The sequence below is a fragment of the Marivita sp. genome (assembly GCF_965656765.1).
GTDB lineage: Bacteria > Pseudomonadota > Alphaproteobacteria > Rhodobacterales > Rhodobacteraceae > Marivita.
Map to the genome: position 1 here is coordinate 24586 of NZ_CBFHLV010000028.1, position 11570 is coordinate 36155.

At 55.6% G+C, this 11570-nt stretch carries 11 protein-coding genes; 4 read left to right on the forward strand and 7 right to left on the reverse strand.

The features are described from left to right. Positions 1-4: 4 nt before the first annotated feature. From ACTG4M_RS09610 to ACTG4M_RS09635, 6 genes are all read right to left on the reverse strand, one after another. Positions 5-1579, reverse strand: a complete 1575-nt coding sequence (locus ACTG4M_RS09610; protein WP_439123435.1) for a Hint domain-containing protein — start codon at positions 1577-1579, stop codon at positions 5-7. A 131-nt stretch (positions 1580-1710) separates the two neighbouring features. Beyond that, positions 1711-3630 carry a 3-hydroxyisobutyrate dehydrogenase gene (gene mmsB / locus ACTG4M_RS09615; protein WP_439123436.1) on the reverse strand — a complete coding sequence of 640 codons (1920 nt, stop codon included), beginning with the start codon at positions 3628-3630 and terminating at the stop codon, positions 1711-1713. A gap of 99 nt (positions 3631-3729) precedes the next feature. Continuing rightward, positions 3730-4869, reverse strand: coding sequence for an acyl-CoA dehydrogenase family protein (locus ACTG4M_RS09620; protein WP_439123437.1), 1140 nt, complete (start codon positions 4867-4869; stop codon positions 3730-3732). A gap of 76 nt (positions 4870-4945) precedes the next feature. After that, positions 4946-6073 carry a carboxylate-amine ligase gene (locus ACTG4M_RS09625; protein WP_439123438.1) on the reverse strand — a complete coding sequence of 376 codons (1128 nt, stop codon included), beginning with the start codon at positions 6071-6073 and terminating at the stop codon, positions 4946-4948. Between the two features lie 197 nt (positions 6074-6270). Continuing rightward, positions 6271-6702, reverse strand: coding sequence for a hypothetical protein (locus ACTG4M_RS09630; RefSeq protein ID WP_439123439.1), 432 nt, complete (start codon positions 6700-6702; stop codon positions 6271-6273). 60 nt (positions 6703-6762) lie between these two features. Continuing rightward, entirely contained in the window at positions 6763-8262 is a 1500-nt protein-coding gene (locus tag ACTG4M_RS09635) for a CoA-acylating methylmalonate-semialdehyde dehydrogenase (protein WP_439123440.1), read from the reverse strand. A gap of 98 nt (positions 8263-8360) precedes the next feature. Between ACTG4M_RS09635 and ACTG4M_RS09640 the strand changes: the two genes are divergently transcribed. The 4 genes from ACTG4M_RS09640 to ACTG4M_RS09655 all read left to right on the forward strand — a co-directional run bounded on the left by ACTG4M_RS09640 (position 8361) and on the right by ACTG4M_RS09655 (position 11108). After that, the gene (locus ACTG4M_RS09640) at positions 8361-9254 is read left to right on the forward strand and encodes a LysR family transcriptional regulator (protein ID WP_439123441.1); all 894 of its coding nucleotides are present in this window, start codon (positions 8361-8363) and stop codon (positions 9252-9254) included. Positions 9255-9317: 63 nt separating this feature from the next. Then, positions 9318-9752 carry a CBS domain-containing protein gene (locus ACTG4M_RS09645; protein ID WP_439123442.1) on the forward strand — a complete coding sequence of 145 codons (435 nt, stop codon included), beginning with the start codon at positions 9318-9320 and terminating at the stop codon, positions 9750-9752. 82 nt (positions 9753-9834) lie between these two features. After that, a complete protein-coding gene (gene coaD, locus ACTG4M_RS09650) occupies positions 9835-10332 on the forward strand; it encodes a pantetheine-phosphate adenylyltransferase (RefSeq protein WP_439123443.1) in 498 nt (165 codons plus the stop codon). 56 nt (positions 10333-10388) lie between these two features. Further along, positions 10389-11108, forward strand: coding sequence for an Mbeg1-like protein (locus ACTG4M_RS09655; protein ID WP_439123444.1), 720 nt, complete (start codon positions 10389-10391; stop codon positions 11106-11108). Positions 11109-11189: 81 nt separating this feature from the next. Here the strand turns inward: ACTG4M_RS09655 and ACTG4M_RS09660 are convergent, their stop codons facing one another. Beyond that, positions 11190-11354, reverse strand: coding sequence for a hypothetical protein (locus ACTG4M_RS09660; RefSeq protein ID WP_439123445.1), 165 nt, complete (start codon positions 11352-11354; stop codon positions 11190-11192). Between the last annotated feature and the right edge of the window lie 216 nt (positions 11355-11570).

Consider the following 11570-nt stretch of genomic DNA (forward strand, 5'->3'; position numbering starts at 1 on the left):
TCGCTTATGCGGCGCGGGCTTGTAGGGCCTGCGCCTCATAGGATTTCAGAATTGGCCGTGCGGCTTCCCAACCGGCGGTGTCGATATTGGCCAGTTCTGGGAACAGTGTGATGATCTCGGCGCACGACTCGTCAGGGAACGTGTATCGCATCATCGGGCCCGGCAAATAACTTTCTGACAGCAAACCGCTGGAGGTCAGGATATTGTGCTGATCAAACAGAAGGTGGACGTAGGTCACGGTGTCCTCAGTTTCCTCGCGGCGCACGGTTTTGCCGTTCACAAGGTCCTTTGCTTTCACAAACACTTCGGACTCGCCAAACAAAAGTTCGGCCCAGACATCGCGCACCAACACACGATGTTGCGGTGACAAAAGAACATCCGTCTGCGCGCCATAACTTCCTGCGCAAATACGAATTGGCGCGAAGTTGTCCTTTGCTTCAATCGCGCGTGACCCGGCCCAACGGATAGGCTGCGCGCCATTGTCCAGTGTCAAAACAAGATCACCGGGCCGCAGGTCCTCGACAGGTACCGGACCTGTTGGCGTGTCGATCAAAGTTCCCGCGACAAAGCAGGGAAGCTGATTGATCTGAACAATTCCGGTGTCTTCCTGTCCGACTCCGTTGTTGATCGTATAGGTGAAATACGCTGTCTCGACATCGCCATCGGACAACACTGTCAGCGTGCCATCAGCATTCAGAGTGACAGTCTGACCCGAGGTCAGCGTGACCGACCCGCCGGGGCCAACAGCCACGCCGTTGATATGCGTCACGGTCAACGTGCCAGCCGTCGTGCTGTCATTGCCCATGACATTGATGGTCTTTGAGCTGTTCAGCCCGATATTGGCGCTGTCATCTTGCGCGATGATGGACGATTGGATCGACCCACCCGCAATCAGGAAATTGGTGTCATAGTTGGGGTCTGACGTATCTGCCACACCCAGCTTGATGGTGTTGGGAACGCCGGAGTTTACGGGTGCGATAAAGGTCAATGTGACCGTCAAACCATCCATTTCGGTGTTGAACTGGTCGCTTGTGTTATCTTTGTAGAGGTTCGGTGTCGTCGCACTGTTGATATTGCCGATCGATGCCTGACCGTTGCCAACCGATACAGTGGCTTCAACACCATTGACCCAAACGCCTACGGTATCGAGAAAAGTTGAGTTGACGAATTCTGGGTATTCGTCCGAGCCGATAACGAAATCGACGGTGATAAAATCACCAGTGGGAGTAAACATCACCTCAAGGAACGCGGCATCAAACGTATTGCGGCCTGCCAGAGTGTTGAAGTCGCTGTCAAAGTTAACGCCAGACGTATTGGTGCCAGTCGAGCCGCTGATATTGGTGTTTAGTGTACCCGAGTTATTGGTGAAATCGGTGACAAGCCCGGTGGACATGATGACGCCCGTATCGCCAGGCACAACGCCTGGTGAAATCGCATCGCCATTGCTGTAGATTCCCGAAGATAGAGGGTCGCCAGAGTAAGTGGCGCTGGTGACTGTTACGCCGGTTCCAAAAATGGCGTTGGCCATTTGCAGTGCCGTAGCACCGGTGTTGATAGGAAGTTCCTGCGCGATAGGCATTTTGCCACCCTGCCGTTAACCAAGTTCTTCCTTGGTTTTGCCCCGACAAGGCGGCGATCTTTTGTAGCAACGTGGTTAACTTTGGGGCATTTCTTTTGTTACTGTTTACTATCTTTAGATAAATAAGGCAGCTATCCGCGCCCGCGTTTTTCGAACCTTGGCAACATCGCGGAAAAGTCGCGCCCTTGTCCGTCTTCCTCTTCGACAAATTTACGGTAAAGGTCTGTCGCGGCCTGACCAAGGGGGGTGTCTGCATCTGACGCATCAGCGGCTTGCTGGCTTAATCGCAGGTCTTTCAGCATCAATTCCGCCGCAAAACCTGGGATATAATTGTTATCTGCCGGGCTTTTAGGGCCGATGCCGGGGGCGGGGCAATACGCGTTCATCGACCAGCTGTAACCTGATGAGGTGCTCACCACATCGAACATCGCTTGCCGATCAAGGCCCAGTTTGTCGGCCAGCGAAAACGCTTCGCAAGTCGCAATCATGGTTACGCCAAGGATCATATTGTTACAAATCTTGGCCGCTTGTCCGTTCCCAGAGGCGCCACAATGGACTGATTTCTGCCCCATTGTCTCAAACAAGGGTAGGGCGGTCTGATAGGCTTCATCCGAACCGCCTACCATAAAGGTCAGCGTTCCTGCCGCGGCACCGCCGATGCCGCCCGACACAGGTGCGTCCAAGGGCAACAATCCGGCGGTCTTGGTGTCGTTGGCCACGGCGCGGGCGCTATCGACATCCACGGTCGAGCAGTCCAGCAGCACAGCTTTCTTGCGCATCGCGGGAATGATCTGGGCTGCGACCGCGCGCAGAATGTCGCCATTGGGCAGCATGGTAATCACCACATCCGCATCCTGTGCCGCCTCTTTGGCCGTCCGTGCGTTCGAAACGCCATCAACGGTGACTGTCGCCATATCATAGCCTGTCACTTCATGGCCCGCCCGAGCAAGGTTCGCAGCCATTGGTGCGCCCATATTGCCCAAACCGACAAAGCCGATCTTCATGCCTTGTGCGCTGCGGGCAAAGGTCAGTTGTGTGTTCTTAACGGGTTCCAGCATCTCTTGAACATCTACGTCGGGCACACCGTCAAGCGTATGGCGCCAGTTCGGTGATTTATCCTTGTCGATAATTGCGGCGCGGATGCCTTCGATAAAGTCGCCTTTTTCCATCGACCGCGAGGTGAACCGATATTCAAGTTCGAATGCCTGCCGGATATCAAGCTTTTCTTTGCGAATGCGGTGCAGGATTTCTATTGCACATGCCATAGACAGCGGAGCATTGCGCGACAACTTTGTTAGCGCGTCTTTGGCAAAATCGTCTGTATCAGCACGCAGGGTCTGCACAATGTCTTTCAAGTTTTGGCCTGCAAAAAGCGAGTCAATCATCGGTTGGGCGGCTTGCAGACGCGACGCCGGGGCGTCCTCGGCCTCGGCATGGAGCGCGGCGACATTGCCGTCTGCGCAGATCGAGGCTTTGACACTGGGCCATGCATCCTCGGGCATATAGAGGTCTGCAAACCCCGCATAAATTGCGTCACTCGGCCCCATGCGGTCAGTCGTTAGCCCAAGGTATTCACCCATTCGTCCGGGCGCGCGCGCCAGCAGATACGACCCGCCTACGTCGGGGATCAGTCCAATCCCGCATTCTGGCATCGCGATCTTGCTGCTTTCGCCGACCACACGGTGGGAACCGTGACAGCCCACACCGACACCGCCGCCCATCGTAAAGCCTTGTAAAAAGCTGATCACCGGCTTTGGATACTCCGCGATCAACGCGTTCATGCGGTATTCATCGCGCCAAAACCGCTGGCCATAGCCATAGTCCGCAGCTGTGCCGGTTGCGTACATTTCCGCAATATCACCGCCAGAGCAGAACGCCTTGTTACCTTCGGCGTCTATAAGGATCAGCTTAACCGTTGGATCTGACCGCCATGCCCACAGCGCCTTTTCGATGGCCAGACACATGTCGTACGTCAGCGCATTCAAAGCCTTGGGGCGGTTCAAAGTGATGCGGCCAGCATGGCCATCTTGGCGGATGTGAATGTCTTTCATGGTGCGGGCCTGTTTTTGGTCGGATCAATCAATTAAGCGGGGTTAATCCCAGCGTGAAGCGCGGTCAGAGTATTTCTGGCACACATCAAGTGGCACTGGTTACTTGGCAAGCAGCTGTCGCGCCACAATCAGGCGCATGATTTCGTTGGTCCCCTCAAGAATCTGATGAACGCGCAAATCTCGGACCAGCTTTTCGATACCATAATCACTCAGGTATCCGTAGCCACCGTGCAATTGCAGACATTGATCCACAACCTCTGATCCCGCCTCGGTGACAAATTTCTTGGCCATCGCGCAGAACTTGGTGGCGTCCGGTGCCCCGGTATCGAGCTTCCACGCTGCCTGTCGCAGAAAGGTACGTGCGGCCTGCAAGCCTATCTCCATATCCGCCAGCCGGAACTGCAACGCCTGAAACTGATCAATGGCTTTCCCGAAGGCCTTACGCTCGGCCATGTAGTCCAGCGTGTTGGTCAGGCCGGACTGTGCCGCACCCAGCGAACAGGCCGCAATATTGAGCCGCCCGCCATCCAGACCCGCCATCGCATAGGCGAAACCGCGCCCTTCTTCGCCCAGCAGGTTCTCGGACGGGATCTTGCAATCATCGAATTGTACCTGTCGCGTGGGCTGCGACCGCCATCCCATCTTGTCTTCGAGCCCGCCAAAGCTGAGGCCCTGTGTGCCGTCTTCGATCAGAACCGCAGACACGCCCTTTGGCCCGTCTTCACCGGTGCGAACCATCGCAATGTAAAGGTCGGAATACCCACCCCCAGAGATGAACGCCTTTGTGCCGTTGAGCGTGTAGCCTTCATTCGTTCGCTCTGCGCGGGTTTTCAACGCCGCCGCATCAGACCCGCTGCCCGGTTCGGTCAGGCAGTAGCTCAGCACCGTTTCCATCGTCATCGCCTTGGGCAGAACCCGCGCTTTCATGGCCTCGTCGGCAAAGCTGTCGATCATCTTGGCGCACATATTGTGGATCGACAGGAACGCCGCAACGGATGGGCAGGCCATCGACAACGCCTCGAACACCAGTGTCGCATCCAGACGGCTTAGTCCCGACCCACCGCTGTCTTCGGATACGTAGAGCCCGGCAAAACCCAGTTCACCCAACTTGGGCCACAGGTCTTTCGGGATCGTGCCCTGCACCTCCCAATCGCGTGCGTAGGGGGCAATATGATCTTGGCCAAACGCGTAGGCCATGTCGAAAATCGCGGTCTGTTCTTCTGTCAGGGCAAAATCCATCGCGCCGCTCCTCCCATTGGATGCGTGAAATGAACGAGTGTTTAATTTCCAACTGTTTCAGGAGTTTTGCAAAAGGTCAAAGCCCGTCGTGAAAAGCCTCGACCAGATGGCTGACAACCGCCTGCATCTGACCATCGGCATCTTTGCCGTCCGCCTTGGCCTTTGCAGCTACTGCCAATTGGCGGGTAGACCCGTTGCCCTTGGTGACGATATCGCGGCTGTGTTCCAATTCGCGGTAGCATCGAAGGATACCCGCATCCTGTTCCAAAAGCCCAATCAGTTCTTCATTCAATTCCAACATCGGCACGATCTCACCTCGGCCAAAGTCGATCAGACCGTCGCTCACCCCATAGCGTTGCGCCCGCCAGCGGTTTTCCCCGATCAGAAACGGATCATAGCGCCGCCAACGCTGGTTGCGCACCCGCAAACGCCACAGCATCCGCAACAGGCATTGATTGATGGCAGCCAACGTCAGCGTGTCCTCAAGCCGGGGTTGCACATCCATGATACGGGTCTCAAGTGTTGGGAAACTGTGCGACGGGCGCAGGTCCCACCAAATCTTGGAACTGTCTTCGATCACGCCAAGATCGACCAAAACCTGAACCGACCTTTCATATTCGGACCAATTGTCAAAGGTCGGCGGCAAACCCGTGCGGGGTAAATTGTCGAACACCGAAATTCGGTAGGACGCCAGCCCAGTATCTTCGCCTTGCCAGAACGGTGATGATGTGGACATCGCCAAAAGATGCGGCAGGAAATACGCCATCTGCCCCATCAGATCTGCCCGCAGCGCGTCGTCCTCAAGCCCCACATGCACGTGCATCCCGCAGATCAGCATCCGCCGGACCACACCGCCCAGTGCATTTTGCAGATCGTTGTAGCGGTCTTTGTTGGTGTGGTGCTGGTTCTTCCAATCCCCAAACGGATGACATGATGCCGCGATCGGCGCGAGATTATAGGCCTTTGCACAGCGTGCGACAGTGCTGCGGAGCCTTTTGAGATCCTCTCGCGCCTCGTTGATATCGGCGCATACCTTGGTGCCAATCTCGATCTGGCATTGCAGAAATTCCGGACTGACCTGGCTTTCGAGTTCGGCTGCGCAGGCTTCCATCAACCCGTCCGGCGCTTGTGCAAGCGCCATACTGTCGAGGTCGACCAGCAAGTATTCCTCTTCGATCCCGATACTGAATGGCGGTTCCTGCATGGCCGATCTCCCGATAGCATTTTTTCAAAATGACCAGTAGCTTCGGGAATTGCAAAATTTTTATGAGGACGAGGGCTGCGAACGAAATCGAGCCGTGGACAGTATCTTAAACCATGGCAATGGCGATGCGTGTTGCGCTACGTCGCTGGTCAAGCTGCAGGCCAAGACCACTCAAAGCGAGTGATCGGGGAGGGGTGTCAAACGCTTTGCGCCTCGCAGCGGTCCAACATCATCTCGATAGTGTCAAACGGAAGCCCCAAGGTGACAAGCGCATGGTCCTCGTTCTCGAGTACGATCGCCACAACGCCGCTTTCGGGAGTCCAACCGTTCTTGCCCATATTGGCCGCGCGCAGCCCTATGGGCGTATTGGCGAGATAGACCATGAAAGTCTCGACACCTTGACTGGCCATCGTTTCGGTCTTCTTGGCCTGGATCTCCATAAACTTGGCGTAGTCGCGGTCGATATCCGTCATTTGGGTCAAATCGACCAGATGCCGCAGGCCGGGGCCAGCCAAAGGGTGCTTTGCGAAATCGCCCAGTGCTTCTGCCGTTTCGCTAACCAGCATGGCTCCGGTGTATTTCACATACACCAGGTTGTGTTCAGCTATGATTTGCACGGAAATCGGCATGCGACACCTTCGATAAAGGGCGGAAAGAACCGCCCTTTATGTTGCTATTCTCGATTTAAATCAATCCATTGCTTTGAAGTTGAACTCGCCGCCTTCTTTGATCCCTGACGGCCAACGCGAGGTGATCGTCTTGGTGCGGGTGTAAAACTTAAAGCTGTCCGGGCCGTGCTGGTTCAAGTCGCCGAACATGGATTTTTTCCACCCACCAAACGTGTGGTAGGCCAGAGGTACTGGGATTGGCACGTTGATGCCAACCATCCCGATATTCACACGATGTGCGAAATCGCGCGCAGTGTCGCCGTCGCGGGTAAAGATCGCGGTGCCATTGCCGTATTCGTGGTCCATCGCCAGCTTGAGCGCCTCTTCGTAAGACCCCGCACGCACGGTCGAAAGAACGGGACCAAAGATCTCTTGCTTGTAAATGTCCATGTCGGGCGTCACGCGGTCAAAGAGATGCGGACCAACGAAAAAGCCGTCTTCGTATCCCTGAAGTTTGAAGTCGCGGTTGTCTATGACCAATTCCGCACCCTGATCGACACCGGATTGGATCAAACCAAGGATCCGTTCCTTGGCTTCACGGGTGACGACCGGGCCGTAATCCACATCGTTGCCGTCGGTATAAGGCGCAACGCGCAGCTTTTCGATCCGTGGCACCAGCGCGCCAATCAGGCGATCTGCTGTTTCTTCTCCAACCGGAACTGCGACCGAAATAGCCATGCAGCGCTCACCAGCTGCGCCATAGCTGGCACCGATCAGCGCATCTGCCGCTTGATCCATATCGGCGTCCGGCATGACGATCAGGTGGTTCTTTGCGCCGCCAAAGCACTGTGCGCGTTTGCCGTTCGCTGTCGCGCGACTGTAGATATATTGCGCAATCGGGGTCGAACCGACAAAGGACACACCCTGAATGATATCGTGATCGAGCAGCGTATCGACTGCTTCTTTGGTGCCGTTCACAACTTGGAACACACCTTTGGGTAGACCGGCTTCAACAAACAGTTCGGCCAGCATCAATGGCACAGACGGATCGCGCTCGGACGGTTTGAGAACAACCGCATTGCCACAGGCAAGGGCAGGGCCCACGTGCCAAAGCGGCATCATCGCCGGAAAGTTAAACGGCATGATCGACGCAACCACACCCAACGGCTGACGCATGGAATACATATCAATGCCGGGGCCCGCGTCGTCGGTGTATTCGCCTTTGAGCATTTGCGGTGCGCCGATGCAGTATTCGATCACTTCCAGACCGCGTTGCAGATCGCCTTTGGCGTCCGGAATGGTCTTGCCGTGTTCACGGCTCAGAGCCTCGGCCAGAACGTCCATGTCGCGGTTCATCAGCGCGACCATCTTCATCATCACGCGCGCGCGCTTCTGTGGGTTGGTGTTGCCCCAGGCGACCTGTGCCTCTGCGGCGTCTTCGACGGCCTTGGACACTTCGGCTGGTGTGGCCAGCGGCAATTTCGCCTGCACCTCGCCGGTGGCGGGGTTGTAGACGTCACCAAAATTGCCTGACGTGCCAGCAACCTGCGCGCCGTTGATGAAATGCGTAAGCTCTTTCATGATCATTCTCCCATTTTGAACGCACCATAGCCTTGCAAAAATGCGGATCAAAGGGGCAATATCTCAAATACGTTTTGCAAAAATGCAAAGGATGGGCCGTGCAAAGTTGGGATGACCTGCGAATTTTCCTGTCTGTGGCCCGCAATGAAACGCTGTCTGGCGCGGGCAGGGCGCTTCGCATGGACCCAGCTACAGTCGGCCGTCGCGTGGCGCGCTTGGAAGAAACCGTCGGACAAGCGCTCTTTGTCAAAAGCCCGCAAGGATACACACTTACTGAGGCCGGAACGCGATTGATCGACCACGCCGAACGTGCCGAACAGGCAATGCAGGGCGCGAGGTCGGTCCTGACCGGAGAGGCCGGTACGCTGACCGGACAGATCCGCATCGGCGCCCCAGATGGTTGTGCGAATTTCGTTCTGCCCCGCGTGTTCGCCGATCTGTCCAAGGCGAATCCGGACCTTGATTTACAAATCGTCGCCTTGCCGCGTGTTGTGAATCTTTCGCGACGCGAGGCGGATATGGCGATCACAGTCAGCCCTCCCACTGCATCACGCCTGTCCTACAAGCGGATCACTGACTACAAGCTGCATCTTGCAGCAAGCCAGACTTACCTTTCAACGCACCCACCAGTAACGTCCGTGACAGATCTGGGGGATCACCGGATCGTTGGCTATATTCCTGATATGATCTTTGATAAGGAACTGGATTACCTCAGCGACCTGGCGCTGGAACGTGTGGCGCTTGCGTCGAATTCAGCGTCGGTCCAGGTCCAACTGCTGCGCCAGCATGGGGGCATCGGCATCGCCCATGATTTCGCGTTGCCGTTTGCGCCGGGTGTAACCCGGATCTTGACTGACGCGCTGTCGTTTACGCGCAGTTTTTACCTTGTCCGCCATGCCGAAGATCGACGCCTCGATCGGATCACTCGCTTTGCCACAGCACTGGCCCAAGGTGTGCGCGCCGAGGTCGCGCGGCTGGAAGCACTACTTTGAAACACTTGACAGATCACGGGCCAGTGATGACGCTTAAGGGACATTGGGACCGGAGGAGAGACCATGCAAGTTCACCACATTCTCAAAAGTAAGGCTACGGATGCTGTTGTGACCGTGAAATCTGGCACAAGCATTGGTGACGTGGCCAAGATTCTGACCGAAAAGCGTATTGGCACCGTGGTCGTGTCAAACGATGACGAAACCGCTTTGGGTATCCTGTCGGAACGCGACATCGTGCGTGAACTCGCCAATCGCGGGGCGTCCTGCCTGTCGGACACAGTGGACAGCTATATGACGTCGAAACTGGTGACGTGTAGCCGTAATGATGACGCCGATCATATTCTGACACAGATGACAGAGGGGCGATTTCGCCATATGCCGGTGATTGAAGATGGCAAGCTGGTTGGACTGATTACCATTGGTGATGTGGTCAAAGCGCGACTGACTGAACTGGCGATGGAGCGTAATGCGCTAGAAGGTATGATCATGGGCCATTGACCCAAAAGCGGTCATCTACTTGATCTCCCCACATTTTTGATGCCAGACAGGGCAAAATTTGACGACACTCCGGAGACTGCCCATGCGCATCGGTCTTTATCCCGGGACTTTCGACCCGATCACCATGGGCCATATCGACATCATCCGCCGGGCGGCGGCGCTGGTCGACAGGCTTGTTATTGGCGTTGCCATCAACCGCGACAAGGGGCCGTTGTTCGATCTTGATGAACGCGTCGCCATGATCGAGGCGGAATGTGTATCGCTCACAGAACAGACAGGGATCGAAATTGTTGTTCATCCGTTTGAGAACCTGCTGATTGATTGTGCCCGCGATGTGAATGCCGGCATCATCGTACGAGGTCTCCGGGCGGTGGCGGATTTCGAGTACGAATTCCAGATGGTCGGCATGAACCGGGCTTTGGATGACAGCGTCGAAACCGTATTTCTAATGGCCGAAGCCCGACATCAGGCGATTGCATCCAAACTGGTCAAGGAAATCGCGCGTCTTGACGGCGACGTATCAAAGTTCGTCACAGCCCCAGTACGTCGGGCGTTGATCAAAAAGTTCGATCGCAATTAATTATTGCGTCAAAGGGAATCCGTGGTCATCCTCTTCGTATTGATGAGGAGATATTTATGACAACTGTTTCTCAATTGGCCACGTTGGCCGATATTGTTTACTATAGCCATGAGGCACCAGCGCAGCAAAGAATACCCGCAGGTGTCACACGGCTCGATCGAGCTACACCACCAAGTTCAACGGGCTTTTCAGCCGGTGTGTATCAGCTGGGTGGATGCACTGCGATTGCGTTTCGCGGTACGGATCCAACTTCGGGCATGGATTGGATGCACAATGCGGGTTGCCACTCGCTGTTGGCAACTCAGTTCTCGGAAGCTTTGGGGTTCGCTCAATCGGCGATTGCGACGTACAAACTGTCCCCCAGAAGCACCTATGTTTGCGGACATTCGTTGGGTGGTGGTCTCACCAAATATGTAACCCATAATCTGGCTCAAAGCGGGTTCTCGCCGCTTGCTGGAGTATCGTTTAACGGGCCAGGATTGACCTCGGGAATGTACGAACGCGGACTGGTCGCAGTGCTTGGTCCAGCCGCGACGCTCTTGCATATGGCATTGTCACGGTCTGATACGCCGAATTCACGCAGTTCCGCCAAGATCGCGAATGTGAATATTGTTGGTGATCTAGTGAGTCAGATCGGCAACTCGGCGGGACGCATTCACAATCTACCGCCTGCAAATGGGGCTTCAGATCCGCTTACCTGTCATGCCATGGCGACTGTGATCCCGTCGGTCGCGTCAAGCGCCCTAGGTGGCATGCGAGGCGCGCAGATTGTTTAGGACAACATCGGAATAGCCTGCACCATTCCCAAGTGGGTCATGTGATGCAGGTTTTCCGATCTTTGCATAAGCGCATAGGGCTTATCGACCGTAGATCGCTTTCTGAGCGATGATTTCGGCGTCGCCTTGATAGATGTCCAGATCGAGCGCCACATCGAGGGGCATCGAGCGGATTTCTTGCACGGTGCGGTGGTAAGAGGCCCGCTTTTGAAGACGGTTCCGCAGGGAAGACATAAAATGGGCCATGGTCAGTCCTTTCCTTGCTCATTGGTCCTGTGCCAGTGGCTGTTTGCGCCACCAACTACAGTAGTGAACATAGGCATGCTGCGTTGCAGCACAATATATCTTTGGGAAAGCCCGCCTTGCGTTTGATGCAAGGGTCAGGAAAGGGTCAATCGAGGTCTGAGGTTCGGTCCAGCAGATCTTCAAGCTCGGCTCGCATGGCGATAAGCTGCGCTTCGT

Coding starts and splice junctions, on each gene's coding strand:
- ACTG4M_RS09655 (WP_439123444.1), top strand. CDS start 10,389: ATGACAACTGTTTCTCAATTGGCCACGTTGGCCGATATTGTTTACTAT.
- ACTG4M_RS09660 (WP_439123445.1), bottom strand. CDS start 11,354: ATGGCCCATTTTATGTCTTCCCTGCGGAACCGTCTTCAAAAGCGGGCC.
- ACTG4M_RS09645 (WP_439123442.1), top strand. CDS start 9,318: ATGCAAGTTCACCACATTCTCAAAAGTAAGGCTACGGATGCTGTTGTG.
- ACTG4M_RS09610 (WP_439123435.1), bottom strand. CDS start 1,579: ATGCCTATCGCGCAGGAACTTCCTATCAACACCGGTGCTACGGCACTG.
- ACTG4M_RS09635 (WP_439123440.1), bottom strand. CDS start 8,262: ATGAAAGAGCTTACGCATTTCATCAACGGCGCGCAGGTTGCTGGCACG.
- ACTG4M_RS09620 (WP_439123437.1), bottom strand. CDS start 4,869: ATGGATTTTGCCCTGACAGAAGAACAGACCGCGATTTTCGACATGGCC.
- ACTG4M_RS09630 (WP_439123439.1), bottom strand. CDS start 6,702: ATGCCGATTTCCGTGCAAATCATAGCTGAACACAACCTGGTGTATGTG.
- ACTG4M_RS09625 (WP_439123438.1), bottom strand. CDS start 6,073: ATGCAGGAACCGCCATTCAGTATCGGGATCGAAGAGGAATACTTGCTG.
- mmsB (WP_439123436.1), bottom strand. CDS start 3,630: ATGAAAGACATTCACATCCGCCAAGATGGCCATGCTGGCCGCATCACT.
- coaD (WP_439123443.1), top strand. CDS start 9,835: ATGCGCATCGGTCTTTATCCCGGGACTTTCGACCCGATCACCATGGGC.